This window comes from Pseudomonas sp. R4-84, from assembly GCF_054130985.1.
This window is the reverse complement of sequence record NZ_CP096390.1, coordinates 1,656,230-1,682,687: the sequence shown is the minus strand read 5'-3', so window position 1 is coordinate 1,682,687 and position 26,458 is coordinate 1,656,230. Positions and strand designations below refer to the sequence as shown.

The 26,458-nt window shown below is 61.6% G+C and carries 21 protein-coding genes and 1 pseudogene; 8 read left to right on the top strand and 14 right to left on the bottom strand.

Going from position 1 to position 26,458, the window contains the following annotated elements; genetic code table 11:
- Positions 1-445 precede the first annotated feature (445 nt).
- The 7 genes from M1D68_RS07910 to M1D68_RS07880 all read right to left on the bottom strand — a co-directional run bounded on the left by M1D68_RS07910 (position 446) and on the right by M1D68_RS07880 (position 8,446).
- Positions 446-1,216: a TenA family transcriptional regulator gene (locus tag M1D68_RS07910; RefSeq protein ID WP_457969911.1), complete on the bottom strand. Its 771-nt coding sequence runs from the start codon at positions 1,214-1,216 to the stop codon at positions 446-448.
- Positions 1,217-1,295: 79 nt separating this feature from the next.
- Complete coding sequence (locus M1D68_RS07905) at positions 1,296-3,755, bottom strand: EAL domain-containing protein (RefSeq protein ID WP_434563052.1); 2,460 nt, start codon at positions 3,753-3,755, stop codon at positions 1,296-1,298.
- Between the two features lie 190 nt (positions 3,756-3,945).
- A complete protein-coding gene (locus M1D68_RS07900; RefSeq protein ID WP_457969909.1) occupies positions 3,946-5,775 on the bottom strand; it encodes an ABC transporter ATP-binding protein in 1,830 nt (609 codons plus the stop codon).
- Positions 5,768-6,370 carry a DsbA family protein gene (locus M1D68_RS07895; protein WP_420767913.1) on the bottom strand — a complete coding sequence of 201 codons (603 nt, stop codon included), beginning with the start codon at positions 6,368-6,370 and terminating at the stop codon, positions 5,768-5,770. Before M1D68_RS07895 ends, M1D68_RS07900 begins: the two co-directional genes overlap by 8 nt.
- Positions 6,371-6,406: 36 nt before the next feature.
- Complete coding sequence (trhO, locus tag M1D68_RS07890; protein ID WP_457969907.1) at positions 6,407-7,348, bottom strand: oxygen-dependent tRNA uridine(34) hydroxylase TrhO; 942 nt, start codon at positions 7,346-7,348, stop codon at positions 6,407-6,409.
- A 263-nt stretch (positions 7,349-7,611) separates the two neighbouring features.
- Complete coding sequence (locus M1D68_RS07885) at positions 7,612-7,911, bottom strand: BolA family protein (RefSeq protein ID WP_434675156.1); 300 nt, start codon at positions 7,909-7,911, stop codon at positions 7,612-7,614.
- Positions 7,912-7,924: 13 nt separating this feature from the next.
- The gene (locus M1D68_RS07880) at positions 7,925-8,446 is read right to left on the bottom strand and encodes a DUF2059 domain-containing protein (protein WP_420767909.1); all 522 of its coding nucleotides are present in this window, start codon (positions 8,444-8,446) and stop codon (positions 7,925-7,927) included.
- A gap of 202 nt (positions 8,447-8,648) precedes the next feature.
- On the opposite strand from M1D68_RS07880, the gene M1D68_RS07875 reads away from it, so the two are divergent.
- Positions 8,649-10,043: a class II fumarate hydratase gene (locus M1D68_RS07875; protein ID WP_030141034.1), complete on the top strand. Its 1,395-nt coding sequence runs from the start codon at positions 8,649-8,651 to the stop codon at positions 10,041-10,043.
- A 170-nt stretch (positions 10,044-10,213) separates the two neighbouring features.
- Here the strand turns inward: M1D68_RS07875 and M1D68_RS07870 are convergent, their stop codons facing one another.
- Positions 10,214-11,176, bottom strand: coding sequence for a DMT family transporter (locus M1D68_RS07870; protein WP_420767914.1), 963 nt, complete (start codon positions 11,174-11,176; stop codon positions 10,214-10,216).
- Between the two features lie 190 nt (positions 11,177-11,366).
- On the opposite strand from M1D68_RS07870, the pseudogene M1D68_RS07865 reads away from it, so the two are divergent.
- Positions 11,367-11,561: pseudogene (locus M1D68_RS07865) on the top strand (DUF6316 family protein); the annotation flags it as partial.
- A gap of 148 nt (positions 11,562-11,709) precedes the next feature.
- Here M1D68_RS07865 and M1D68_RS07860 read toward each other — a convergent pair.
- Both M1D68_RS07860 and pap read right to left on the bottom strand, forming a co-directional pair.
- Entirely contained in the window at positions 11,710-12,894 is a 1,185-nt protein-coding gene (locus M1D68_RS07860) for a thiolase family protein (protein ID WP_457969904.1), read from the bottom strand.
- Positions 12,895-12,998: 104 nt separating this feature from the next.
- On the bottom strand, positions 12,999-14,510 hold the full coding sequence (gene pap, locus M1D68_RS07855; protein WP_434563044.1) for a polyphosphate:AMP phosphotransferase: 1,512 nt from the start codon (positions 14,508-14,510) through the stop codon (positions 12,999-13,001).
- A gap of 150 nt (positions 14,511-14,660) precedes the next feature.
- Here pap and mnmC point away from each other — a divergent pair, with 150 nt between their 5' ends.
- The 5 genes from mnmC to M1D68_RS07830 all read left to right on the top strand — a co-directional run bounded on the left by mnmC (position 14,661) and on the right by M1D68_RS07830 (position 22,224).
- Positions 14,661-16,643: a bifunctional tRNA (5-methylaminomethyl-2-thiouridine)(34)-methyltransferase MnmD/FAD-dependent 5-carboxymethylaminomethyl-2-thiouridine(34) oxidoreductase MnmC gene (gene mnmC / locus M1D68_RS07850; RefSeq protein WP_457969903.1), complete on the top strand. Its 1,983-nt coding sequence runs from the start codon at positions 14,661-14,663 to the stop codon at positions 16,641-16,643.
- Between the two features lie 286 nt (positions 16,644-16,929).
- Positions 16,930-18,702: an N-acetylglutaminylglutamine amidotransferase gene (locus tag M1D68_RS07845; protein ID WP_457969901.1), complete on the top strand. Its 1,773-nt coding sequence runs from the start codon at positions 16,930-16,932 to the stop codon at positions 18,700-18,702.
- Between the two features lie 3 nt (positions 18,703-18,705).
- Positions 18,706-20,451, top strand: a complete 1,746-nt coding sequence (gene ngg, locus M1D68_RS07840) for an N-acetylglutaminylglutamine synthetase (RefSeq protein WP_420767886.1) — start codon at positions 18,706-18,708, stop codon at positions 20,449-20,451.
- 175 nt (positions 20,452-20,626) lie between these two features.
- Positions 20,627-21,817: an osmoprotectant NAGGN system M42 family peptidase gene (locus tag M1D68_RS07835; protein WP_420767887.1), complete on the top strand. Its 1,191-nt coding sequence runs from the start codon at positions 20,627-20,629 to the stop codon at positions 21,815-21,817.
- Between the two features lie 179 nt (positions 21,818-21,996).
- A complete protein-coding gene (locus M1D68_RS07830; protein ID WP_047226285.1) occupies positions 21,997-22,224 on the top strand; it encodes a YheU family protein in 228 nt (75 codons plus the stop codon).
- Here the strand turns inward: M1D68_RS07830 and csrA are convergent.
- From csrA to M1D68_RS07815, 3 genes are all read right to left on the bottom strand, one after another.
- Entirely contained in the window at positions 22,213-22,413 is a 201-nt protein-coding gene (gene csrA, locus M1D68_RS07825; RefSeq protein WP_420767888.1) for a carbon storage regulator CsrA, read from the bottom strand. The two genes, M1D68_RS07830 and csrA, sit on opposite strands and share 12 nt — an antisense overlap.
- A gap of 148 nt (positions 22,414-22,561) precedes the next feature.
- Complete coding sequence (locus tag M1D68_RS07820; protein WP_457969898.1) at positions 22,562-22,894, bottom strand: YnfA family protein; 333 nt, start codon at positions 22,892-22,894, stop codon at positions 22,562-22,564.
- A 57-nt stretch (positions 22,895-22,951) separates the two neighbouring features.
- Positions 22,952-23,767 (bottom strand): SDR family oxidoreductase, encoded by an 816-nt coding sequence (locus M1D68_RS07815; protein ID WP_420767890.1) that lies wholly within the window; start codon positions 23,765-23,767, stop codon positions 22,952-22,954.
- A 288-nt stretch (positions 23,768-24,055) separates the two neighbouring features.
- On the opposite strand from M1D68_RS07815, the gene M1D68_RS07810 reads away from it, so the two are divergent.
- On the top strand, positions 24,056-24,208 hold the full coding sequence (locus M1D68_RS07810; RefSeq protein WP_018606531.1) for a DUF3309 family protein: 153 nt from the start codon (positions 24,056-24,058) through the stop codon (positions 24,206-24,208).
- A gap of 55 nt (positions 24,209-24,263) precedes the next feature.
- Here the strand turns inward: M1D68_RS07810 and M1D68_RS07805 are convergent, their stop codons facing one another.
- Positions 24,264-26,357: an LTA synthase family protein gene (locus M1D68_RS07805; RefSeq protein WP_420767891.1), complete on the bottom strand. Its 2,094-nt coding sequence runs from the start codon at positions 26,355-26,357 to the stop codon at positions 24,264-24,266.
- Between the last annotated feature and the right edge of the window lie 101 nt (positions 26,358-26,458).

Genomic DNA, 26,458 nt, shown 5'->3' with positions numbered 1-26,458 from the left:
GCGAGCAAACTCGCTCCCACAGGGGATTGGCGGTGTACATCAGATTTTCGATCCCCACAAAACCACTGTGGGAGCGAGCTTGCTCGCGAAGGGGCCGGGCCTGCCAACACAAGGTCAACAGCCAGCCCGCCATCGCGAGCAAGCTCGCTCCCACAGGGGATTGGCGGTGTACATCAGATTTTCGATCCCCACAAAACCACTGTGGCAGCGAGCCTGCTCGCGAAGGGGCCGGGTCTGCCAACGCAAGGTTAACTGCCAGCCCGCCATCGCGAGCAAGGTCGCTCCCACAGGGGATTGGCGGTGTACATAAGATCTTCACTCACCACAAAACCACTGTGGGAGCGAGCTTGCTCGCGAAGGGGCCGGAACATTCAACACAAGGTTGACGGTTCAGACCGCTTTCGCGAGCAAGCCCGCTCCCACAGAAGGGTCAAGCTATCGGGTGTCAGCTACCCGCCAACGCCAGGCGCTCGCGGCTGGGCGGGGTCTTCTCGGCTACGCCCGATTGCTCCAGCTGCATGCATCGTTCCAGGAACAGATACATGTAGTCGTAGCTCTTGCAAACGGCCTGCCGCAACTCCACCTGCAGCGCCTTGCTCGGGTTCATGCCGGCCAGTGTGCAGATGATTTCCAGCGCTTCCCAAGGGTGGGCATCGTCATACTGCGCATGCATCTTCAGCCATTTCATGGCCCGCTTGCGGTCTTCCTCGGCGAAGGCCGATGCGTAGACGCCGTTGGAGCAGACCAGCGCCGACCATTCCCCGGTCGCGCCCTCGATGGCGTAGTTGGTCGCCGCAATCGCCACGATCAGCGAGTCCGCCGAGCTGGTGTGCCAGCACCAATGGCTCAGTGCGTGCAGCTCGGGCGGCACCTGCTGTGCCTGGAGATCCTCGAGCGTCACACCATGGGCGGCGCTCCAGTTCACCCAGTAGTCGGCGTGATTGAGTTCGACACGAATGTTGCGCATCAGCCAGCGACGCGCCATGTCCTCGCCAGGGTGGCGGGCAAAGCGGGTCTTGGTGAGATTCTGTGCCATGTATAAAGCGAACTGTTCAACGACCGGCCAACCACCAATGAGGTAGTGACGCATGGTCTTGGCGCTGAGCTTGTTGTCACGCATGCGTTGATACAGCTCGTGTTCGACAACCCGGCGCTTGCTCTCGCTGCAATCTGTAATGAGCTGCTGTGCCCATTTCGGATAGCTATTAGCGTCCATGAGCGGGCCTGTTCGGTTGAATGTGTCGATCACTGTCGGGCTCCTTTTGATTGTGATTTTTTGCGGACCAACAAGAGTTTCAGCGGAACGTGCCGGGGGCCTTGAATAACAACGGCTGGGGCCTGGCCGGCCTGCACTGCAATGTGTCACAGGTAAACATTTGTGGACGCTCGATAACATACCCCTGAGCGTAATCCACGCCAATCTCAAGCAATGCCTGTTCGATCTGTACCGTTTCTACGAACTCGGCAATCGTACGCTTACCCATGACGTGGCCGATATGATTGATCACTTCGACCATTGCCCGGTTAATCGGGTCGTCCAGCATATCCTTTACGAAACTCCCATCGATCTTCAGGAAGTCTACAGGTAAATGTTTCAAGTAAGCGAATGAAGACATTCCGGCACAAAAGTCATCCAGGGAAAAGTAACAACCCAAGCCTTTGAGTTCATTGATAAAGCGGATCGCACTGCCCAGATTGGAAATTGCACTGGTCTCGGTAATTTCAAAACAAATCATTTCTGGTGGGATGGCGTACGTCTCAAACTGTTTACGCAGGAAGTCCAGGAATGCCTGATCTCCTATAGTCGTGCCTGACAGATTAATCGCACACATTGCCAACGGACCCCGTCTTGATTCGTTCAGGCACTGACGAATGATCCTGAAAACATTCTCCACTACCCAACGGTCCAGCGAAGTCATCAGGCCATAACGTTCCGCCGCCGGGATGAAGCTGTCCGGCAGGATCATCCGGCCCGCCTCGTCATGCAGGCGCAACAGGATTTCAATGTGACCGCCGCCATGGTCACCCGGACCCAATGCGGCAATTTCCTGGGCGTAGAGACAGAAGCGATTTTCTTCCAGGGCCATATGCAGGCGCTGGACCCAGGCCATCTCGCCGAAACGCAGGGACAGTTCCGAATCGTCGGCATGGTAGACTTGGACCCGGTTGCGCCCTTTTTCCTTGGCCATGTAGCACGCCATGTCCGCGGCCCGCAGGGACGCCTCCAGCGTGGTCGGACTCTGGGCGATGTGCACGAGGCCAATGCTAACGGTGGTCACGAATGGCCGGCCTTTCCATACAAAATGCAGGTTCTGTACGGTCTGGCGCAGACCTTCGGCAATTTTTTCCGCCGCGTCCGGCGAACAGTTTTCCAACAAGATGCCGAACTCATCCCCGCCCAGCCGGGCCAATGTATCGTTTTCCCGCAACCCCGATTGCAGCAGCGCGCAAATATGGCGCAGCAACTCGTCACCCGCGGCATGACCGCACGTGTCGTTGACCAGCTTGAACTGATCCAGGTCGAGAAACATCAAGGCGTGGCGGCCCACTTGACGAGTCAGGTTATGCAGGGCCTGTTCGAGGCGGTATTCGAATTCGCGACGGTTCGCCAGACCGGTCAATGCATCGTGCGTGGCCTGCCAGGACAGGTTGGCGATGTACTGCCGCTCCTGGGTCATGTCGTGCAATACCAGCACCGCGCCGCTGACCTTGCCCGCGTGGCGGATCGGCGCACCGACCAGCGTGACCGACACGGTGCTGCCGTCCAGCCTCTGGATCAGCTTGGAATGCTCGCTGCCGCCGCCAAGCCGCCCGCTGAGGATATGCTCGATCAATGTCAGCCCCTCGGTCTGGGCATTGTCATCGAGCAGATTGAATAGCGCCGCCAGGGGCAGCCCCGCCGCATGCTCGGCTTTCCAGTGCGTCATCGCTTCGGCCGCGGGGTTCATGTAGGCAATGGCGCCTTCAACGTCGGTGGTGATCACCCCGTCGCCGATCGATTGCAGGGTGATCTGCGCCCGCTCCTTCTCTAACTGCAGCGCGTTGGCGAAGACTTGTCGCTGGGCCAGCAATTTATGCGTGCGCAACAGCGCCAGCACGATCAGCCCCAGGGCCGTGGCGAAGTTGGTCACGAGCAACAGGCGCAGGATGAACCGCGACCCCTCGCCCAGCGCATCGCTGAAAGCCTTGGCGGCCGGCGTCACCGAATCGTTGATCGCGAAAATCTGCGCTTTCCAGCCTCGCACGTCGTTTTCCGTCGCCTCCCCCGCCGTGATACTGCGATGCATTTGTCGCGCGACATTATCCAGCTCGGTGAGGTAGCCATCGCCCACTGTCCAGAGGTCGATGGCTTCTTCCAGATAACTGAAGTGGCGGAAGTTGAGGTACAGCCAGATCAGGCTGGAAACGTCGTCCGGATGATTCCCGCCCTGGAGGATCCCGGCCCGCGCCGCTTCCAGGTCCGGCGGTTGGCGATCGAGGGCCACGCGAAGGTCATGGCCGCCCTCAGGCACGGCGATGGCCTGTTGGTATTTGCGGAAAATCGATTCGTCACGGCTGTCGGCATACAGGTTGAGGTAATAAATGGCGTCTTTCTGGCCCTTGGACCAAAGACTTTCCCCCGCCACATATCCGCGTACCGCAGACAAGACATACAGGCTGACGCCGCCAAGCAATGCTTGAAATAGCACAACGGCAATAAAGGGCCAGACAATGCCCAACAATCGTGGCGTTCCGAGAGTCCGCTTTTGCTTCATGAGGTCCCTTGCACAAGCATTGCCAATGAGCACCCGCGAGAATTCCGCTCCAGATTCCACAGCCTAGGCTAGTTTTCGATCCTTCGAACGAATGGATCCCGGGATCGCTTGGCTTGGGGTGGAGATTCGGACGAATCGGGGGCTCTGGCTGATTTTTTTCCGATACTAAGCACAGAAAAGCAAAGGAAACTCAAGGTCGCTGTATTTGTTGCAAGTGACCATAGAGTCGAGCGTACAAACCACCCTCGGCAATCAGTTGCAGATGGTCGCCGTCTTCGGCGATTTGCCCGCCGTCGAATACCAACACCCGGTCGGCCTGTTTCACCGCCGATAACCGGTGGGCGATGATCAAGGTGGTGCGCCCGTGCAGGAACTTCGCCAATGCCTGGTGCAGGTTATATTCAGTGGCGGCGTCCAGCGCCGATGTGGCTTCATCGAGAATCACCACCCGGGGATCGGCCAGGACCATGCGCGCAATCGCCAGTCGCTGACGCTGCCCGCCCGACAACCTCACCCCGGATCGACCCACGACACTCTCCAGCCCCATGGGCAGCGCCCGCACTGTCGATTCGAGCTGGGCGATCGCCAGTGCTCGCCAGCAATCCTCATCGCTGCAGTCGCGACCCATGGACAAATTGGCCCGCACCGTGTCGTTGAACAGCGCCGGGTGCTGAAGCACCACCGCGACATTTTCCCGGATGGTTTCCAGGCCAATTTCCTGTTGGCTCGCGCCCCCGAACCGAATACTGCCGGCCTGTGGCGTATAGAGCCCCAACAGCAGTTGCACCAGGGTGCTTTTTCCGCCACCGCTGGCCCCGACGATTGCGACCTTTTCCCCCGGCGAGATGGACAGGTTCATCTGATCGAGCACCCGCTCCTCGCCGTAGCCAAAACTGAGCCCCTGGATGTCGATGCCTACCGTGTCCCGCCCTTTAAATGGGTCGACGCCACCGTCGTACTGAGGCTCATCGGCGCGGGCCAGCAATTCGTTGATGCGATTCAAGGCGCCGGACGCCGCGTAATAGGCGTATTGCAGGTTCAGCAGTTGCTCGACTGGGCCGATCATGAACCACAAGTAGCTGAACACCGCGAGCATCTGGCCCACGGACAGGTCCGAAAATAACACGGTGAGCATGGCCGCGGCGCGGAAAATGTCGATGCCGAACTGAAACAGCAGGCCACTGGCACGGTTCGAGGCGTCGGTTTTCCATTGTGAATTCACCGCGTAGTCCCGGACATCCCGGGCACGCATCGCCAATCGTCCGAGGAAAAATCCCTGGCGGTTACCGGCGCGTACTTCCTGGATGGCATCCAGGGTTTCTGTCAGCGCCTGGGTGAAACGCGAGGTGCTGTCGTTTTCCAGCTTCTTCAGGTGCTTGACCCGCTTGCCTAGCTGCACCGTGGCGTAGATCACCAATGGATTGAACAACAGGATCAGCAGCGCCAGCTTCCAGTGCATCCACATCAGGATCCCGGCGGTGCCCACCAGGGTCAGCATGGCCACCAGGAACCGGCTAAGGGTTTCGCCGACGAACTTGTCGAGAGTGTCCAGGTCGGTGACCAGATGGGTGGTCACGGTGCCGCTGCCCAGGCTTTCGTATTCGCCGAGGGAAATGCGCTTGAGGCGTTCAATCAGCCGGATACGGATGCGATAGACGATATCCTTGGCCAGGCTGGCGAATAAACGGGCCTGCAAGACGTTGAACAGCAATGCGCCGCAACGCAGTGCCAACGTCACGAGCAGCATCAACCCAATGTAGCCGGCCGCACTCTGCCAGGCCGCCGGCAGCGCATGATTCATGACCTTCAATGCCGCGTCGCCGTGACCCAGCAGGACTTCGTCCACCAGTAACGGCAGCAACAACGGGATGGGTACGCTGCACAGCGTCGCCAGCACGGCAACGCCGTTGGCGATCCACAGGGCTTTCTTGTGCTTGAGGGCCAGGCGACGGATTTCCGCCCAGCTCAACCGATCGATGCGCCGCGTGGCGGATACGCCATCACCGGGCAGGTCAGGCACAGGCCGCGCGCTCCAACCAGCGGCCCAGCAGCGGGGCCAACTGATCCAAAGGTTGGTAGCCGTTGGTCAGCAAGGCCAATTGGCCGTCCCGTTCGGCCAGCAGCGTGGGGAATCCGGCGATGCCCAGGTCTTGTACCCAAGTGAAGTCAGCGGCCGTGGCGGCATGCTGATCGGCGCGATCGAAGGCGGCGGCAAACTCGATGCGAGGCAGCCCGGCCTGCTCCGCCAGTTCCACCAGGACGCTGGCGTGGGTCACGTCGCGACCCTGTGCATAAAAAGCCTGCTGGATCAGCTTCATCAGCGTCCAGGCCATGTCCGGCGCCAGGCTGCGGGCCGTCACCAGCGCGCGGCAAGCGGGCTCGGTGTCGTAGACAAAACCGTCCGGTAGCGCACCCTCGAGCTTGAACGGCTGGCCGGTGGCCTGGGTGACCGCCTGCCAGTGTTCCAAGATGTAGCGCCGAGTCGTCGGCTCCAAGGCCGAACCGCTGCCAGTGCGCAAGCCGCCCACCACCAGGTGCAATTCCACGCCCGCGGCCTGCGCCTGCTCGGCCAACGCCTCGGCCACCGGCGCGAAGCCCCAGCACCAGGAACACATCGGGTCCATCACATACAGCAGGCGCGACGCCATGGCTCAAGCCTCGGAAGGTGTTTGCTTGTAGTTGTAGCCGATCGGGTGCGGCATGTTGCGGGCCTTGGCCAGTTCGATCTGCTTTTGCCGGTCGATGGCGCTGCGGCGGGTCTTCTCGCTCAGCTTGTCCCAGCAGTGCGGGCAACTGATCCCGGGCACGTAGTGCTCGGAGGCGCGATCTTCAACGCTCACCGGCGTACGGCATGCATGACATTGATCGTAGTCGCCTTCGCTGAGATCGTGGCGCACGGTCACGCGGTTATCGAATACAAAGCAGTCGCCGCGCCATTTGGTTTCTTCCTGGGGCACCTCTTCAAGGTATTTCAGGATGCCGCCCTTGAGGTGATAGACCTCGTCGAAACCTTGGCCAAGCATATAGCTCGACGCTTTTTCACAACGAATGCCACCGGTGCAGAACATCGCCACTTTCTTGTGCCGGGTTGGGTCGAAGTGGGCTTTGATGTAGTCGGGGAATTCTCGGAAGCTGGTGGTCTTGGGATCGATGGCGCCTTCGAAGGTGCCGATGGCCACTTCGTAGTCATTGCGCGTGTCGATCAGCAGGACCTCCGGATCGCTGATCAAGGCGTTCCAGTCTTGCGGCTCGACATAGGTGCCAACCTGCTTGTTCGGGTCCACGCCGTCGACGCCGAGGGTGACGATTTCTTTCTTGAGCTTGACCTTGGTGCGGTAGAACGGCTGCTCGTCGCAGTACGACTCCTTGTGGTCGATATCATCCATGCGCGGGTCGTTCTTGAGCCAGGCCATCAATCCGTCAATCCCTTCGCGGGTGCCGGAAACGGTGCCGTTGATGCCTTCTTCGGCGATCAACAACGTGCCTTTGATGCCGTTGTCGAGCATCGCCTTGAGCAGGGGCTCGCGCAGCTCGACGTAATCTTTCAGGGTGACGAACTTATACAGTGCCGCCACGACAATGGGTGGTGTCATGGGTATTTCTCCAGGTGGCTACCCTCGCAAAGGGTGAACCGGATGCGAAAAAAAACGCGCCGGGTAAGCGGCGCGGTGCGGATTCTAGCAAAAACATATGTATTGCAGGGCTGCAATTGCAAGGCCGGACACTGCCCTGTGGCGAGGGGATTTATTCCCGCTCGGCTGCGAAGCAGGCGCCAGGCTTCCTTCCGGATGGGCCTGCTTCGCAGGCCAGCGGGGATGAATCCCCTCGCCACAACAAGCTACTTCACCCATGACAATCAGTGCTTGCTGCCTCCGGCACAGGTCGGCGAAGCCGGGGCCGCGTCGATCTCGGCCCATTCTTGCGGCGTGTAGGTGTGCAGCGCCAGTGCATGGAATTCGCCCATCAATTCGCCCAGCGTGCCGTAGACCATCTGGTGACGCTTGACCCGATTGAGCCCCTCGAACTGTCGGCTGACCACGACCGCCTTGAAGTGGGTCTGCAACCCACGGCTGTGCATGTGGCTTTCGTCCAGCACTTGCAAGTGCTCGGGCTGCAGAAGCCCAAGGGTCGATTCAATGCGTTGTTGCATGCTCATGCCAGGGCTCCGCTTATGGCTTTTTCTTGGCCGGGGCAGCGGCTTTCGGCTCGAGCTCGGCGGTCATGTCCGCCAGCAGCTTGTTGACCACCGGCACCGCGCTTTCCAGCTTGGCCTGGGTCAGTTGCGCCGATTGCTGGGTCAGCTGTGGCATTTTTTCCAGGACTTTCTTGCCCAGGGGAGACTGATAGAAGGACACCAGTTCCTTGAGCTCCGATTCGCTGAAGTTGCTGGTGTAGAGCTTGACCATGTCCGGCTTGAGCTTGTTCCAGCCGATGGCCTGGTCCAGCGCGGCATTGGCCTTGGCCTGGTAGGTCTCCAGCGTGGCCTTTTTCGACTCGGGAGCTTTGGTCTGCTCGAAGCGCTGGGCAAACATCTGCTGTACTTGCATGTAGACGGGGGTACCCAGCTTGTCGGCATGCGCCAGGGTCAGGAACGCTTCGGCACTGGCGTTGTGGCTGGCGGTATCGGCGAAGACAGGGCCGCTGGCACACACCAGAGCAACGGCGGTACAGATGGCACGAAGACGGGTCATCGAGTTTCCTTTTCTAACAGGCGAGGTAAAACCCCAAGGGCGACCATTCTGCGCCTAATAAACGCCGGGGCTCAACCCCGACCCTTGGCGGGGCCGATTGACGGACAGAACCGCGCGCTCCTAGATTGAGGGGTGATTGAGGGAACCGCTGGCGCCCACCAGGGCCTAAACTGCGCATTCAGACCTACAGGAGTTTGACCCGATGAGCCGTATTGAAACCGACAGCCTTGGCCAGGTTGAAGTCCCGGATGAAGCCTATTGGGGCGCACAGACACAGCGCTCCATGATCAACTTTGCCATCGGCAACGAACGCATGCCGCTGTCGGTGTTGCACGCTTTGGCGCTGGTCAAAAAAGCCGCCGCGCGGGTCAACGACCGCAACGGTGACCTGCCCGCCGACATCGCCCGCCTGATCGAGCAGGCCGCCGACGAGGTGCTGGCCGGCCAGCATGACGACCAGTTTCCTCTGGTGGTCTGGCAGACCGGCAGCGGGACCCAGAGCAACATGAACGTCAACGAGGTCATCGCCGGGCGCGCCAATGAGCTGGCGGGCAACCCGCGAGGCGGCAAGAGCCCGGTTCACCCCAACGACCACGTCAACCGTTCCCAGAGTTCCAACGACTGCTTCCCCACCGCGATGCACATCGCCGCCGCCCAAGCCGTCTACCAGCAATTGCTGCCGGCCATCAGCGAGTTGTCGGGTGGTCTCGCGGAACTGGCGGCGCGCCATATGAAGCTGGTCAAGACCGGCCGTACCCACATGATGGACGCCACGCCGATCACGTTCGGCCAGGAACTGTCCGCGTTCATCGCCCAACTCGATTATGCCGAACGAGCGATCCGCGCCGCCTTGCCGGCCGTCTGCGAGCTGGCCCAGGGCGGCACGGCGGTGGGCACAGGGCTCAATTCCCCCCATGGTTTTGGCGAAGCGATTGCCGCTGAGTTGGCGGCGTTGTCCGGCTTGCCCTTCGTTACCGCGCCGAACAAGTTCGCTGCGCTGGCGGGCCATGAGCCGCTGACCACATTGTCCGGCGCGCTGAAGACCCTGGCCGTGACCCTGATGAAAATCGCCAACGACCTTCGCCTGCTGGGTTCCGGGCCGCGAGCGGGGTTTGCCGAGGTGAAATTGCCGGCCAACGAGCCGGGCAGTTCCATCATGCCTGGCAAGGTCAACCCGACCCAGTGCGAAGCCTTGTCGATGCTCGCCTGCCAAGTCCTGGGCAACGACGTGGCCATCGGTTTCGCCGCCAGCCAGGGTCACTTGCAGCTGAACGTGTTCAAGCCGGTGATCATCCACAACCTGCTGCAATCGATCCGCCTGCTGGCCGATGGCTGCAGCAACTTCCAACAGCATTGCATCGCCGGCCTCGAACCGGATGCCGAGCAGATGGCGGCGCACCTGGAACGCGGATTGATGCTGGTGACGGCGCTGAACCCGCACATCGGCTACGACAAGTCGGCGGAAATCGCCAAGAAAGCCTACAGCGAGGGGCTGACCCTGCGGGAGGCCGCGTTGCAGCTGGGGTACCTGACCGATGAGGAGTTCGAGGCCTGGGTCCGGCCGGAGAACATGCTGGAGGCCGGTGGGCAGGGTTGAGTTTGTTGTCCTGAAGGCCGCCATCGCGAGCAGGCTCGCTCCCACAGGGGCCGGTGTGGGCCTTGATGTCGAGTCCACAGACGAACCCATGTGGGAGCGAGCCTGCTCGCGATGGCGCCAGCAGGCTCGACATCACCATACCTGACACCCACCTACGCTCCCTCAGCGATCTAGCGACCCACCGCCAAACGCTCGCGCCGGGCCCTGAGCCCGGCGATGAGCGATGGTCCCAACGCCACCAGCGCGGACCCCAGCACGACCAACACCGCCCCGCCATACCCCAAAACGTTGATCTGTTCGGCATGGACATACTCGGGCCACCACCAGGCGGCCATCGCCACGGCGGCGAACGTCACCAGCGGCGTGATCGCCAGGGTCGCGCTGACCCGCGAGGCTTCCCAATGGGCCAGCGCCTCGGCAAACGCACCATAAGCAATCAACGTGTTGAGGCAGCAGGCGAGCAACAGCCAGCCCTGCAATGGGGTCAGTTGCAACGCCTCCAGCGGATGAACCCAAGGCGTGAGCAACAACGCGCAGAACAGGTAGATCACCATCATCACTTGCAATGAATTCCAGACCGTCAGCAGTTGCTTCTGGCCCAAGGCATAAAACGTCCAGACCGTCGACGCAGACAGCACCAGCAAGACCCCGGCGGTGTAGTCGCTCAACGACGTCAGCAACTCGGTCAGACGCTGGTTGAAGAACAGCGCAAAACCAATCAGCAACACCAGCAGGCCAATGCCCTGCCCCACGCTGAAACGCTCCTTGAATACAAACAGACTGGCGACCAGCAGCATGATCGGACCCATCTGCACCACCAGTTGCGCCGTACCGGGACTCAAGCGGTTCAGGCCCATCAGGTACAGGACGTAGTTACCCACCAGCCCCAACACCGCCATCACCACCAGCCAGCCGCCACGCGGGCCAAGCACCTTGCGGCTGGGCAGGCGCCGTGTCGCCGCCAGGTAAACGAAGAGCAACCCGCCGGACACCGTCAGCCGAAACCAGGTCACCGTCACCGGATCCATCACTTGCAGCACTTGCTTGAGCTTGATCGGCAGGATTCCCCACAACAGGGCGGTCAACAAAGCCAGAAGAAGCCCGTAGACCCAGCGACCGGACGATATGTGCATGCAACCCTCGAAGCCCTCGATATGAACGCCCATTCTAGGCTCGGATCGATCGGTGGCACAGGCACAATCGGGCATTTGGCGCCGACGCAATTGTACGGGTCGCTAGCCGTCGATCGGCTGGACAGGCGCAAACCTGCGACACCACATATGCTCAATTGAGACAACCACGCAGCCCCCATGGAGACCCGAAATGCCAGGAACGCGCGCAAACGATACAGACGCCCCCAAGACAGTATTCCGCAGTGACCGGATCTGCCGGGTAAATGGCGAATTTTATTTCAATACGCGCGAAGGCACCCAGGAAGGTCCGTTCGAAACTCGTGAGGCGGCGGAGCAGGAGATTGCGGCATACATCCAACGGATGCAGAAGTTGCCCAAGGTGGCTGAACAGTTTGCAGCTCCCGTGGCGAGGGAGCTTGCTCCCGCTGGGCCGCAAAGCGGCCCTTCTATGGTTCATACCCAGTAAAAAGGGGCAACTGCTTCGCAGCCGAGTGGGAGCAAGCTCCCTCCCCACGAAGCTCCTGAGGCGGCGCTTATCGCACCGTCTCGAACAACCCCGTCGCCCCCATCCCGCCGCCCACGCACATGGTCACGACGCCATAGCGCAGGTTGCGCCGTTGCAACTCCCGCACCAGATGCCCCACTTGCCGCGAGCCGGTCATGCCGAACGGGTGACCGATGGAAATCGAGCCGCCGTTGACGTTGTATTTCTCGTTATCGATTTCCAACCGGTTGCGACTGTAGAGGCATTGGGAGGCAAACGCTTCGTTGAGCTCCCAAAGGTCGATGTCGCCAATCTGTAGCCCCTTGGCCTTGAGCAACCTGGGCACCGAGAACACCGGGCCGATGCCCATCTCGTCCGGCTCGCAACCGGCGACGGTAAAGCCGCGGAAAAACGCCTTGGGTTTGAGCCCCAGGGCCACGGCTTTTTCCAGGCTCATTACCAGCGTCATCGAGGCGCCATCGGACAGTTGGGAAGAGTTGCCCGCCGTCACCGAACCGTCCTCGGCAAACACCGGCTTCAAGCCGGCCAGGCTTTCGTAGGTGGTATCGGGGCGGTTGCAGTCATCGCGGTCAACCACACCGCCCAGAATCTGAACCGCGCCGGTGCTCTTGTCCTCGACCCGGTACTTGACCGTCATCGGCACGATTTCATCGTTGAACAGCCCTTCGGCCTGGGCCCGGGCCGTGCGCTGCTGGCTCTGCAAGGCGTAGCGGTCCTGCTCCTCGCGGCTCACCTGATAACGGCGCGCGACGACCTCGGCAGTCTGACCCATGGGAAAGTAGATTCCCGGCACCTGTTCCTTGAGCAATGGATTGATCAAGTTGTCGGTGTTGACGCTCTTCATCGTCAGGCTGATGGATTCGACGCCGCCGGCGACGATGATCTCGCTGCAACCCGAGGCGATCTGGTTGGCGGCAATCGCGATGGCTTGCAGGCCCGAGGAGCAGAAACGGTTGAGGGTCATCCCGGCGGTGCCGATGCCCAGTTGCGAGAGCACCGCCACGTTACGCCCGATGTTGAAGCCTTGGGCGCCTTCGTTGGAACCGGCGCCGACGATGCAATCCTCGACACTGGCCGGGTCGATGTCGTTACGCGCCAGCAACGCATTGACGCAATGCGCCGCCATGTCGTCCGGACGGGTCATGTTGAACTTGCCGCGAAAGGACTTGGCCAATCCGGTCCGTACGCTGTCGACGATCACCACTTCACGCATGGCGGCACCTCATTGTTGTTATCGGTTAAGAGTGGATTCGAGGATAAATCCACCGCATAACCGAACGCGACAATCATTCACCTCGCGTATGCGTGCCCATCGTGCTAGCTCTTTTTCCGTGCTTGCCTGGCGGAACGCTCGAACGCGGCCTCCAGCGCGTCATTGAGCGTGCGCAACACCTTGACCCGGGCCCAGCGCTTGTCATTGGCCTCCACCAGCGTCCAGGGCGCGATCTCGGTGCTGGTGCGATCGACCATGTCGCAGACCGCCGAGCGATAGGCGTCCCACTTGTCCCGGTTGCGCCAGTCGTCCTCGGTGATCTTGAAGCGCTTGAAGGGGATTTCCTCCCGCTCCTGGAAGCGCTCCAGCTGCGTTTCCTTGTCGATCGCCAGCCAGAACTTCACCACCACCACGCCGGCATCGGCCAACTGTTCCTCGAAATCGTTGATCTCACCGTAGGCTCGCAGCCAGTCGGCACGGCTGCAAAAGCCTTCGACCCGCTCCACCAACACCCGTCCGTACCATGAGCGATCGAACATGGTGAACTTGCCCCGGGCCGGAATATGTCGCCAGAACCGCCACATGTAGGGGTGGGCACGTTCTTCCTCGGTGGGCGCGGCAATCGGCACGATGCTGTACTGGCGCGGATCGAGCGCCGCCGCGACCCGGCGGATGGCACCGCCCTTGCCCGCCGCGTCGTTGCCTTCGAACACGGCCACCAGGGCATGCCGGCGCATGCGCTTGTCGCGCAGCAGGCCGGCGAAGCGGGCCTGCTCGGTGATCAACTGTTCTTCGTAGTCGGCCTTGTCCAGACGTAGCGTCATGTCCAGGCTATCGATCAAGGTCACCTGGTCATCCAGCGCTGGCAACGGCGCCACGTTGACCTTGGCCGCCTTGACCTTCGGCCGATCCAGGGCCTGGCGCAAGCCTTCGAGCAAGATGCGTCCGACCGCAAGGCTGCGGTAACAGGCATCCACCCCTTCGATCACATGCCACGGCGCGTAATCGCGACTGGTGCGGCGCAGCACGCGCTCGCCGTACTTGACGAACTTGTCGTAGGTCTTCGACTGCTGCCAGTCCAGCGGGCTGATGCGCCAGCTGTGCAGCGGATCGTCCTTGAGGCTTTTGAGGCGGGCCTTCATCTGTTTCTTGGACAGGTGAAACCAGAACTTGAAGATCAGCGCGCCCTCATCGCAGAGCATTTTCTCCAGGCGTTCGGCACCGTTGATCCCCTGGTCGAGCCGCGGGTCCTTGAACTCGCCGTGGACCCGCCCTTGCAGCATCTGGCTGTACCAGTTACCGAAAAAAATCCCCATGCGCCCCTTGGCCGGCAGCATCCGCCAATAGCGCCAGGCCGGCGGCCGCGCCAGCTCCTCGTCAGTCTGCTGGTCGAAGGTGCGGACCTCGATCAATCGCGGATCCATCCACTCGTTGAGCAACTTCACCGTCTCGCCCTTACCCGCGCCTTCGATGCCGTTGATCAGTACGATGACCGGGAAACGCCCCTGCTGGTGCAGCTCGTATTGCGCTTCGAGCAACGCTTCGCGCAGTGCCGGGACTTCAGCCTCATAGGTTTCTTTATCAACGACGTGACCGATTTCGGCGGACTCGAACATGGGCAGCTCCTTCAAGGAATGGGGCAAGACTAGCGGATTGGATGCGCGCCTGCGCAGCAGATTCCTTCCGGATGCGGGCACCCTTGCCTTGGATCAAGCAACGCCTTGCCGATCGGCTAGAATGGCGCCTTCATTTTCGCCGAGCCCGTCATGACGCCCATTCAACACCACGCCCAACTCGACTGGGACGACCAGGGTCGCCCCCGCTCCCGGGTGTTCAACGATGTTTATTTCTCGGACCAGTCGGGCCTGGAAGAAACCCGCTACGTGTTCTTGCAACAGAACAACCTCGCCGAGCGTTTCGCCGGGCTGGCGGAGGGCGGGCGGCTGGTGATCGGTGAAACCGGGTTTGGTACCGGGTTGAATTTCCTCTGCGCCTGGCAGTTGTTCGAGCAATGCGCACCGGCCGGGGCACGGCTGCATTTTGTCAGCGTCGAGAAGTTTCCCCTGAGCCCCGAGGACCTGCGTCGGGCCCTGGCCTTGTGGCCCGCGCTCAAGGTCCAGGCCGATCAATTGCTCGGGCAGTACGTGGCGATTCACCCAGGTTTCCAGCGCCTGACCCTGGCGAGCGGCCGGGTCACCCTGACGTTGTTGATTGGCGATGCCCTGGAGCAATTGCCGCAACTGGATGGGCGGATCGACGCCTGGTTCCTCGACGGTTTCGCCCCGGCGAAAAACCCCGAGATGTGGAGCGCCGAGCTGTTCGCCGAGCTGGCGCGACTGGCCGCGCCGGGGGCTACCCTCAGCACCTTCACCAGCACCGGCTGGGTGCGGCGCCGGTTGAACGCGGCGGGTTTCAAGATGAAGCGCACGCCAGGCATCGGCCATAAATGGGAGATTCTTCGCGGCGTGTTCCTCGGTTGGCCGGAGCAGACGCCGTCACCCGCGCCGATCAAGCCCTGGTACGCCCGGCCCGCCCCGCATACCGGCGAGCGGCGGGCCTTGGTCATCGGCGGCGGACTGGCCGGTTGCGCCAGCGCGGCCAGCCTCGCGGCCCGTGGCTGGCACGTGACCTTGCTGGAGCGTCACGCTGGGTTGGCCGAGGAAGCGTCCGGCAATCCCCAGGGCGTGCTGTACCTCAAGCTGTCGGCCCACGGCACGGCGCTGTCGCAGATGATCCTCAGCGGTTTCGGCTACACGCGGCGCGTGCTCGAACACCTGCAGCGCAGCCTCGACTGGGACGGCTGCGGTGTCCTGCAATTGGCCTTCGATGCCAAGGAAGCCGAGCGCCAGGCGCGCTTGGCCGAGGCCTTTGCGGGCAGTCTGTTGAAGGTGCTTGATCGCGATGAGGCCGAGGCGCAAGCCGGCATTGGTTTGCCCAGCGGGGGCCTGTTTTATCCCGAGGGCGGCTGGGTGCATCCGCCAGCGCTGTGTCGCTGGCAGGCTTCGAACCCGGCGATTACCTTGCAGCCACACCATGAAGTGTTGGAACTGCGGCGTGTCGACGGCCAATGGCAGGCCTGGGACGGCGAACGCTGCGTGGCCAGCGCACCGGTGGCGATCCTCGCCAGCGCGGCCGAGATCAAACGTTTCGAGCCTGCCGCCGAGCTGCCCCTCAAGCGCATTCGCGGGCAGATCACTCGCCTGCCGCAAACCACCCGCAGCCAGCGCCTGGCAACGGTCGTCTGTGCCGAAGGCTACGTGGCGCCCCCGCGAATGGGCGAGCACACGTTGGGCGCCAGTTTCGATTTCCACAGCGACGACCTGACCCCCACCGCCGCCGAGCATGCCGGTAACCTTAAGATGCTCGAAGATATTTCTGTGGACCTGGTAGACCGGCTCAACGCCAAAGCGCTGGACCCAGCGCAACTGGAAGGCCGCGCGGCGTTTCGCTGTACCAGCCCGGACTACCTGCCAATCGTCGGGCCACTGGCCGATCACTCTGCCTTCATCGAGGCGTATTCGGTTCTGGCCAAGGACGCCCGTCAAGTGCCCGACGCCCCCTGCCCCTGGCTCGACGGCCTGTACGTCAACAGCGGCCACGGCTCCCGAGGCCTGATCACCGCGCCGCTGTCGGGCGAGCTGATCGCCGCGTGGCTGGAGAACGAATCGCTGCCCCTGCCGCGAAGCGTGGCCGAGGCCTGTCATCCCAACCGATTTGCGTTACGGGCGTTGATTCGGGGCAAGGCCTGACGGACTTTGACGATTCGCCACATTCTCCTGTGGGAGCGAGCCTGCTCGCGAAAGCGGTGGTTCAACCGGCTTAGAAGTTGGCTGAACCACCGCCTTCGCGAGCAGGCTCGCTCCCACAAGGTCTAGTTTTTCCTGGACAAATGTCGCAATACCCACAGCCTCCATCCGTCGGCTTATAACGCATCGATATAAAACTCACAGCCATCCCTCCGGTCAGTTTCAGAGTACCCGCCCTTTTGGCGTGTATGGCTTGACCCCTCCCCAACGGAAAAACCGGTAAGGACTTATGTGCGGATTAGCTGGTGAGTTACGTTTCGATCAACACCCTGCGGACCTTGCGGCCGTAGAGCGCATCACCCATCACTTGGCCCCTCGCGGCCCCGACGCGTGGGGCTTTCATAGCCAGGGCCCAATTGCCCTTGGCCATCGACGCCTGAAAATCATGGACCTGTCCGACGGCTCGGCCCAGCCGATGATCGACAATCAACTGGGCCTGTCACTGGCGTTCAACGGCGCGATCTACAACTACCCGGAATTGCGGGCCGAACTCGAAGGCCTGGGCTACGCCTTTCATTCGGGCGGCGACACCGAAGTGCTGCTCAAGGGCTATCACGCCTGGGGCGAAGCTCTGCTGCCCAAGCTCAACGGCATGTTCGCCTTCGCCATCTGGGAGCGCGACGCCAAGCGGCTGTTCATCGCCCGTGACCGTCTCGGCGTGAAGCCGCTGTACCTGTCTCGCACCGGCCAGCGCCTGCGCTTCGCCTCGGCATTGCCGGCATTGCTCAAGGGCGGCGACATCAACCCTGTGCTCGACCCGGTCGCGCTGAATCACTACCTCAATTTCCACGCGGTCGTCCCGGCGCCTCGCACCTTGCTGGCTGGCATCGAGAAGTTGCCCCCGGCCACTTGGATGCGCGTCGAGGCGGATGGCAGCACCGAGCAGAAAACCTGGTGGACGCTGCCCTACGGCCCCCGGCCCGACGAGCAGAACCTCAAACTGGAAGACTGGATCGAGCGCGTACTGGACAGCACCCGCGAAGCGGTCGCCATCCGCCAGCGCGCCGCCGTCGATGTCGGCGTGCTGCTGTCGGGCGGCGTGGACTCGAGCATGCTCGTGGGCCTGCTGCGCGAAGTCGGCGTTGACGACCTGTCCACCTTCTCCATCGGCTTCCAGGACGCCGGCGGTGAGCGCGGCGACGAGTTTCAATATTCAGACCTGATCGCCAAGCACTACGGCACCCGCCACCATCAGTTGCGCATCGACGAAAAAGAAATCATTGAACAGTTGCCCGCCGCGTTCCGCGCCATGAGTGAACCGATGGTGAGCCACGACTGCATCGCCTTCTACCTGCTCTCGCGGGAAGTGGCCAAGCACTGCAAAGTGGTTCAGAGCGGCCAGGGCGCCGATGAGTTGTTCGCCGGTTACCATTGGTATCCGCAGGTGGATGGCGCCAGCGACCCGTATGCGGCCTATCGCGCGGCGTTTTTCGACCGCACTTACGAGGAGTATGCCGCCACCGTTCAACCCAAATGGCTGACGGCCAACGATGCCGCCGGAGACTTCGTCAAGGAGCACTTCGCCCAGCCGGGCGCCGATGCCGCCGTCGACAAGGCCTTGCGCCTGGACAGCACGGTGATGCTGGTGGACGACCCGGTCAAGCGCGTCGACAACATGACCATGGCCTGGGGCCTGGAAGCACGCACACCGTTCCTCGACTACCGTCTGGTGGAGCTTTCCGCTCGGGTGCCGGCCAAATTCAAGCTCCCCGAGGGCGGCAAGCACGTGCTCAAGGAAGCGGCACGCCGGGTGATCCCGAGCGAGGTCATCGACCGCAAGAAAGGCTATTTCCCGGTGCCGGGCCTCAAGCACCTTGAAGGCAACACCCTGGCCTGGGTCCGTGAACTGCTGCTGGATCCGAGCCAGGATCGCGGCCTGTTCAACCCGACCATGCTTGATCGCCTGCTGACCGACCCCAACGGCCAGCTGACGCCGTTGCGCGGTTCGCGGCTGTGGCAATTGGCAGCGCTGAACCTGTGGCTCAGCGAGCAAGGAATCTGACCGATGAAACCCCATTCCACCCTCCACAACCAACGACTCTTGCGCGGCCAACCGCCGTCCTACGAACGCTTGCAGGCACGCCTGGCCGAAGACGGCAGCGAACTCAATGCCGCCCCCATCGCCGTGCATTGCGGCTGGGGCCGGCTGCTGATCGGCCATACGTTCCCGGACCCGGCGACCCTGGCCCAGGAACTGCTCAACGAACAACCCGGCGAACGGGACATCGCCCTGTACGTCGCCGCGCCCCAGCAAGTGCTGGGGCTGGAGCCGGCGCACCTGTTTCTCGATCCGTCCGACACCCTGCGCCTGTGGTTCAGCGATTACCGACAAGCCACGCGAGTATTCCGCGGTTTCCGGATCCGCCGCGCCCAGAACGATAGCGACTGGCAGGCCATCAACCAGCTGTACCAGGCTCGCGGCATGCTGCCCATCGACCCGGAGCGATTGACACCGCGTCATCAAGGTGGCCCGGTCTACTGGCTGGCCGAGGACGACGACACCGGCGCGGTGATTGGCAGCGTGATGGGCCTCAATCACCAGAAAGCCTTCAACGATCCAGAAAACGGCAGCAGTCTCTGGTGCCTGGCGGTGGACCCACAGTGTTCACGCCCCGGCGTTGGCGAGGTGCTGGTGCGCCACCTCATCGAGCATTTCATGAGCCGGGGCTTGAGCTACCTCGACCTGTCGGTACTGCACGATAATCGGATGGCGAAAAACCTCTATGCCAAACTCGGTTTCCGCAGCCTCCAGACCTTCGCCATCAAGCGCAAGAATGGCATCAACCAGCCGTTGTTCCTTGGGCCCGGCCCCGAGGCGCAATTCAACCCCTATGCGCGGATCATCGTTGAGGAAGCGCATCGTCGCGGCATCGAAGTGCAAGTGGACGACGCCGAGGCCGGCCTGTTCACCCTGATGCACGGCAGCCGCCGGATTCGCTGCCGGGAATCGCTGAGCGACCTGACCAGCGCAATCAGCATGACGCTCTGCCAGAACAAGAGCCTGACCCACAAAGTGCTGAAAAACGCTGGCCTGAACCTGCCGGCCCAACAGCTGGCGGGCAATGCCGACGACAACCTGGCGTTTCTCGATGAGCATGAACGGGTGGTCGTGAAGCCGTTGGACGGCGAACAGGGCCAAGGCGTGGCGGTGGACCTGCGCACGATCGAAGAAGTACAGGCCGCCATCGAAGCTGCCCGGCGGTTTGACAGCCGGGTATTGCTAGAAAGCTTCCACGAAGGGTTGGACTTGCGAATCCTCGTGATCGGTTTTGAAGTGGTGGCCGCGGCAATCCGTCGCCCGGCCGAGGTAATCGGCGACGGGCAGCACACCATCGGCGCGCTCATCGAAGCCCAGAGCCGACGGCGCCAGGCCGCTACCGGCGGTGAGAGCAAGATCCCGATGGATGCCGAAACCGAGCGCACCTTGAGCGCGGCCGGTTATGCCTACGACAGCGTGCTGCCCAAGGGTGAGCATCTGTTCGTACGGCGCACGGCGAACCTGCATACCGGTGGCGTCCTGGAGGACGTGACCGCCATCCTCCATCCGACCCTGGCCGATGCGGCGGTTCGTGCAGCACGGGCCCTGGACATCCCGATGGTCGGCCTGGACCTGCTCGTCCCGGCGGCTGATCAACCGGAATACGTGTTCATTGAAGCCAACGAACGCGCCGGGCTGGCCAATCACGAACCGCAACCCACCGCAGAGCGTTTTGTGGACTTGTTGTTTCCCCATAGCCAAGCGGTGGTCTGAGATTTCTGTGGCGAGGGAGCTTGCTCCCGCTGGGCCGGGCCGGCCACCAGCGCGAGGCGGCCCTGCTGACTCACTTAGTGCTCCGATTTGAGCTCAAGGCGACTGCTTCGCAGTCGAGCGGGAGCAAGCTCCCTCGCCACGGGTCTCTCGTTCCAATATTTCGCGAGGAGTTTCCATGATCAGTAAGATTCCCGAACCGAATCTCGAATACCTGCAGAAAGTCTTGCTGGAAATGCTCGCCATTCCCAGCCCTACCGGTTTCACCGACACCATTGTCCGTTACGTCGCCGAGCGCCTCGAAGAGCTGGGCATTCCTTTCGAAATGACCCGGCGCGGCACCATCCGCGCCACCCTCAAGGGCCGCAAAAGCAGCCCCGACCGCGCGGTCTCGGCGCACCTGGACACCATTGGCGCCTCGGTCCGGGCCATCAAGGACAACGGTCGCCTGACACTGGCGCCCGTGGGTTGCTGGTCGAGCCGGTTTGCCGAGGGCAGCCGGGTCAGCCTGTTTACCGATACGGGCGTGATTCGCGGCAGCGTCCTGCCGTTGATGGCGTCCGGTCACGCGTTCAATACCGCCGTGGATGAAATGCCCATCAGTTGGGACCACATCGAACTGCGCCTGGATGCCTACTGCGCCACCCGCGCCGATTGCGAGACCCTGGGCGTGGGCATCGGTGACTACGTGGCCTTCGATCCCTTGCCCGAATTCACCGAAAGCGGCCATATCAGCGCCCGTCACCTGGATGACAAGGCCGGGGTCGCCGCGTTGTTGGCGGCGCTGAAGGCCATCGTCGACAGCGGCGAAGAGCTGCTGATCGATTGCCATCCGCTGTTCACCATCACCGAGGAGACCGGCAGCGGCGCGGCCGCCGCGCTGCCCTGGGACGTCAGTGAGTTCGTCGGGATCGACATCGCACCGGTCGCGCCGGGCCAGCACTCCAGCGAACACGCCGTAAGCGTGGCGATGCAGGATTCCGGCGGCCCTTACGACTACCATCTGTCGCGGCACTTATTGAAACTGGCCAAGGAAAACGAACTGCCGGCGCGCCGTGACCTGTTTCGCTACTACTTCAGTGACGCCCATTCCGCGATCACCGCCGGCCACGACATCCGCACCGCCCTGCTCGCTTTCGGCTGCGACGCCACCCATGGCTACGAACGCACCCACATCGACAGCCTGGCGGCTCTCAGCCGTCTGCTCGGCGCCTACATCCTCAGCCCGCCGGTGTTTGCCAGCGATGCGCAACCGGCCCAGGGTTCACTGGACCGCTTCAGCCATCAGATCGAACACGATGCACAAATGGAAAGCGACACCCGGGTGCCTTCTGTGGACAGCCTGATTGGGCAGCGTTCCGATAGCTGATCCCACATGCTCACAATTCCATCAAGAACACGCTCGCTCCCACGACAGACTTCAATGCACTGAGGCCCTGTGGGAGCGAGCTTGCTCGCGATGAGGCCAGAGCAGACATGAGAAAGCCCGGGCTAGCCGCCACAGCTCATCCGCCGTAGCATCCGCCCAATATTTAGCGGAGCCCTATCATGCTGATCCCCTACGACCAACTCGAAGTCGACACCCTCACCCGCCTGATCGAGGATTTCGTCACCCGTGACGGGACCGACAATGGCGACGATACGCCTTTGGAAACCCGCGTCCTGCGGGTCCGCCAGGCCCTGACCAAAGGCCAGGCAATGATTGTCTTCGATCCGGAAAGCGAACAATGCCAATTGATGCTCAAGCACGACGTGCCCAAGCATCTATTCGATTGAACAGGCCTTGCGTGCCGCCTGGGCCTTTTTTCTCTGGATCTTGTCGTAGATTTCGGAACGATGCACTTCGACGTGTCGAGGCGCCTCCACGCCGAAACGCACGGTGCTGCCGCTGACCGACAGCACGCGCACGGAAATATTGTCACCGATGGAAATCAACTCGCCCACTGCGCGGCTTAATACGAGCATGGTTCTTGTCCTTAAGAGTGTCTGGACCTTGACCATGCCCGGCCTGTTTTCCATGCACAAGATACCGGCGCGAATTCAGTATTCCCCTACACATCGGGATCCTTGTAACTGAAGGAAATGTCCTGCAAAAAACGTTTATCGAAGCCGATCAAGGTCCCGTGAATCGCGGCCCGAAGAGAATTATTCCCGCCCCCATTACACAGAGCGCCACGCCGATCCAGTCGGAAGCCAGCGGCCGCGCGCGCTCGATGACCGCCAGCCAGCCGATGGACGCGACGGTATAGATCCCACCATAGGCGGCATAGGCGCGACCGGCATACGTGGCTTCGATACGAGTCAGCAACAGGGCGAACAATGTCAGGCTGAGTAACGCCGGCGCGATCCACCAGGCGCTCTTGCCCTGGCGCAACCACATCCAGAAGGCATAGCACCCGGCGATTTCAAAGAGCGCGGCAAGGAAAAACCACAGGTAATTGAGCATGGAGCGGTCCATCAGGAGGGCACGAGGCGCCATCCTGATGGATGCCGGGAAGGCAGGTCAACTTGGGGACTGTCGCGCCTTGGCGCGCATTTTGTCTGCCATGGCGGTCATTTCGTCGTAGAGCAGCTGTGGGTTTTTCTGCTTCAACGTCCAGGCCGCGCGCCCCTGTTCGTGGGGCAGGATCATGAACTGGCCCTCGGCAACGTGCTGGTAGATGTAGTCGGCGATGTCAGCGGCACTGATCGGCGAGCTCTCCAGCAATTTACCGACCTGGGCTTTCATGGCGGGAGTCGGCCCGCGGAACGAGTCCAGCAGGTTGGTCTGGAAGAACGACGGGCAGACCACGTGCACACCGATTTCCTGCTGCGCCAGTTCGATCAGCAGGCTTTCCGACAACGCCACCACGCCGGCCTTGGCCACGTTGTAGTTGCTCATGGCGGGGCCTTGCATCAGGGCCGCCATGGAGGCGATGTTGATGATTTTGCCACGGCTTTTTTCCAGCAGTGGCAGGAACGCCTTGCAGCCCTTGACCACCCCCATCAGGTTGATCGCGATCTGCCAGTCCCAATCCTCGAGGGACAGTTCGCTGAAGAATCCACCCGACGCCACGCCAGCGTTGTTGACGATGATGTCGATGCCGCCAAGTTTTTCTTCGCAAGCCTGGGCAAACGCGGTGAGCTGGCTGTAGTCACGCACGTCGCAACGTTGCACAAAGCCGTCGCCGCCCGCTTCGCGAACCAGCCTGAGGGTTTCCTGCAGGCCCGGTTCACTGACATCAGACAAGGCCAGGCGCCAGCCTTCGCGGGCCCAGCGCAGCGCGATTTCGCGACCCAGGCCAGAGCCAGCACCGGTGATCATCATGCGATTTTGCATAGGGAAACAGCCTTGTTGTTCCGGGAGAGATGGGCCGAGTGTAGCGAAGGAGCCGGCCCGACCCACGTTCCATCATCTTGCTGAATGGCGAGGGCAAACCATGACAGTTGATGGGTTTGAAACCTTGGCAAGAGATGGCGTCAACCCGCGCGCAATGGCGACGACAAAAAACTTTGAATTTTTTACAGGACGTTACGGTCGGAGTTTATAAGCCGCCCGGATTTAATGCATGCGCGCTGGCAGTTGAAAGTTTCATCACTCCAGAACTGACCAATAAGGAAATCAACAATGGGCACTATACTTATCATCATCCTGATCCTCCTGCTGATCGGTGGCCTTCCGGTCTTCCCGCACTCCAGAAGTTGGGGTTACGGCCCGTCCGGTATCATCGGCGTAGTATTGGTGGTGCTGTTGATCCTGCTGTTACTTGGCAAGATATAGATCCCCAAGCGCAAAAAAAAGAGGCCTTCAAGGCCTCTTTTTTATTCACCGGTTATCAGTCCGGCTTGCCGTCGATAACGCCGGCGGTGTTATCCAACAAACTCTTTGTCGCGGTTTGCAGGAACGATTCAAGCTTGAGTTTCATCTCGGCAGTTTCCGGTGCATCCGGAATGACTTCTGCCCGCGGGTTCGCACCGAGTTCATAGCGATACATCTTGGGCGCCATTTCTTTCTCTTTTGGCAGCACCAGGATCTTGTCGTCGCGAATGATCGCCGTGGTCTGCTCGCTACCGGACGGCTTGATCACGCCGAAACCGGTATCGCCTTGCGGCAGGTTCAGCAGGTCACGGCCCCAACATTGATTGCGCACTTCCCCGCCGAGGCGGCCCATGATGGTCGGGACGATATCGACCTGGGTGCCCACGGTGTGATTGCGCTGGCCAAACTTCTCCTGCACGCCCGGTCCGATCAGCAGCATCGGCACGTTGAAGCGGCCCAGGTCCATTTCGGTGATCTGGCGCTCGTTGCCGAAACCATGGTCGCCGACCACCACGAACAGGGTTTCCTTGAAGTAAGGCTCTTTGCGGGCCTTCTCGAAGAACTGGCCCAGCGCCCAATCGGAGTAACGCATGGCGGTCAGGTGTTCGTTCAGGCTGCCACGGTCAGTCACGCGCTCCACCGGCAACGGCGTTGGCAGCGCGTAGGGCGTGTGGTTGGACAGGGTTTGCAACAACGCATAGAACGGCTTGCCATTCTCCCGTGCCTTGAGCTCGATCAGGCCACGGTCGAACATGTCCTGGTCCGACACGCCCCAGGTCGGATCGGAGAACACTGGGTTCACGAAGTCGTTACGGCCAATGAACGTGGTCATGCCCTGGCTGCTGAAGAAGCCCGACTGGTTGTCCCAGGCGAAGTCGCCGTTATAGACATACACGTCGTCATATTCACGGGCGCTGAGCAGCTGCGGCAAGCCCGACAGCTTGTGACTGCCTTCCGGCGTCTGCATCAGGTATTCGAAACCTGGCAGGTTCGGGAAGCAGGCCATGGTGGCGAACATACCCTGGTGGGTGTGCGTGCCATTGGAGAAGAAGCGGTCGAACAGCAGGCCCTCCTTGGACAGCTTGTCCAGGTAAGGCGTGATGTTGCCCGGCGCGCCAAGGGCGCCCACGGAATGACCGGCCATGCTTTCCATCAGGATCACGACGACGTTCTTGATCGGCAGCGTCTTGTCGGCAGGCGGCGTGTAGTCGCGACGCACGGCGGCCGTCTCGGCGTCCACCAGCTTGTCGTCAGCCATCACCAGCATGTCGCGCACGGTCTGCTGCGCCAGCGGCTGCTCAAGAGTGGCTTTCCAGATGTTGTCACGGTCTTCGGACATCCGGCTCTTCGCCGCTGCCACCAGCGACAACGTGCCGTTGAGACCCAACTGGTTGGCGAAGTTGGAATCAGTGGTGTAGACGTCACCCCAACGCAGCGGTGGCCCTTGGCGCAGGGTGCCACGCGCAGCGGCCACGGCCACCAGCAGGCAAACCAGGAACACGGCGACACGGCCATACCACGGCGCGATCTGGCGCGTGCCGATGCTGCCGCCACTGAAAGGCCCACGCGGCCGTGTGGCACGATCGGCGCCCTTGAACGCCAGGCTCAGGATGATGGTGCCGCCCACCCAGGCCAGCAGGTAACGAACCACGGGAAAACCATACCAGAGCATGCTCGCCACGGTTTTGGGGTCTTCCTTCACGTACTGGAAGACCAGGCCGTTGAGGCGCTGGTGAAACTCACGGTAGAAGTCCATCTCCATCAAGCCCAGGAACAGCGCGATGCTGGAGGTGACCGTCAGCCAGAAACGAAAGAACCCACGTGCCGCCATGGCCCGCGCGCTGAACAATGCCAGCAGCAGCGGAATGCAGAGATAGACGACCAGGCGCAAGTCGAAACGCAGCCCATTGATAAAAGCTTCCACGAAGGTCGAGGCTGGGGTATCGAGGATCATCTGGCGGTTGTAGACCAGCAGCGCCACGCGCAGCAGGCTGAGCATGATCATCATCACCAGGGCACAGAGCAGCGTGTAGGCCAGGTGCGATTTGACGGTCGGTTGCAGCAGGCGATGCGTGGTGCGCTGCTGACTCAGGGCGTCCGGGATTGCCATGTCGTTTTAGGACCTATTGGAAGTGGGGTCGAAAGTAGGAACAACAGCGCGCCCTCTGCTGAGCCATTCAAGGCCGGGGCTTGCGCGAAAGCGCAAATCTT

Coding starts and splice junctions, on each gene's coding strand:
- M1D68_RS07910 (WP_457969911.1), bottom strand. CDS start 1,216: ATGGACGCTAATAGCTATCCGAAATGGGCACAGCAGCTCATTACAGAT.
- M1D68_RS07905 (WP_434563052.1), bottom strand. CDS start 3,755: ATGAAGCAAAAGCGGACTCTCGGAACGCCACGATTGTTGGGCATTGTC.
- M1D68_RS07895 (WP_420767913.1), bottom strand. CDS start 6,370: ATGTGTTCCTGGTGCTGGGGCTTCGCGCCGGTGGCCGAGGCGTTGGCC.
- trhO (WP_457969907.1), bottom strand. CDS start 7,348: ATGACACCACCCATTGTCGTGGCGGCACTGTATAAGTTCGTCACCCTG.
- M1D68_RS07885 (WP_434675156.1), bottom strand. CDS start 7,911: ATGAGCATGCAACAACGCATTGAATCGACCCTTGGGCTTCTGCAGCCC.
- M1D68_RS07880 (WP_420767909.1), bottom strand. CDS start 8,446: ATGACCCGTCTTCGTGCCATCTGTACCGCCGTTGCTCTGGTGTGTGCC.
- M1D68_RS07875 (WP_030141034.1), top strand. CDS start 8,649: ATGAGCCGTATTGAAACCGACAGCCTTGGCCAGGTTGAAGTCCCGGAT.
- M1D68_RS07870 (WP_420767914.1), bottom strand. CDS start 11,176: ATGCACATATCGTCCGGTCGCTGGGTCTACGGGCTTCTTCTGGCTTTG.
- M1D68_RS07860 (WP_457969904.1), bottom strand. CDS start 12,894: ATGCGTGAAGTGGTGATCGTCGACAGCGTACGGACCGGATTGGCCAAG.
- pap (WP_434563044.1), bottom strand. CDS start 14,510: ATGTTCGAGTCCGCCGAAATCGGTCACGTCGTTGATAAAGAAACCTAT.
- mnmC (WP_457969903.1), top strand. CDS start 14,661: ATGACGCCCATTCAACACCACGCCCAACTCGACTGGGACGACCAGGGT.
- M1D68_RS07845 (WP_457969901.1), top strand. CDS start 16,930: ATGTGCGGATTAGCTGGTGAGTTACGTTTCGATCAACACCCTGCGGAC.
- ngg (WP_420767886.1), top strand. CDS start 18,706: ATGAAACCCCATTCCACCCTCCACAACCAACGACTCTTGCGCGGCCAA.
- M1D68_RS07835 (WP_420767887.1), top strand. CDS start 20,627: ATGATCAGTAAGATTCCCGAACCGAATCTCGAATACCTGCAGAAAGTC.
- M1D68_RS07830 (WP_047226285.1), top strand. CDS start 21,997: ATGCTGATCCCCTACGACCAACTCGAAGTCGACACCCTCACCCGCCTG.
- csrA (WP_420767888.1), bottom strand. CDS start 22,413: ATGCTCGTATTAAGCCGCGCAGTGGGCGAGTTGATTTCCATCGGTGAC.
- M1D68_RS07820 (WP_457969898.1), bottom strand. CDS start 22,894: ATGCTCAATTACCTGTGGTTTTTCCTTGCCGCGCTCTTTGAAATCGCC.
- M1D68_RS07815 (WP_420767890.1), bottom strand. CDS start 23,767: ATGCAAAATCGCATGATGATCACCGGTGCTGGCTCTGGCCTGGGTCGC.
- M1D68_RS07810 (WP_018606531.1), top strand. CDS start 24,056: ATGGGCACTATACTTATCATCATCCTGATCCTCCTGCTGATCGGTGGC.
- M1D68_RS07805 (WP_420767891.1), bottom strand. CDS start 26,357: ATGGCAATCCCGGACGCCCTGAGTCAGCAGCGCACCACGCATCGCCTG.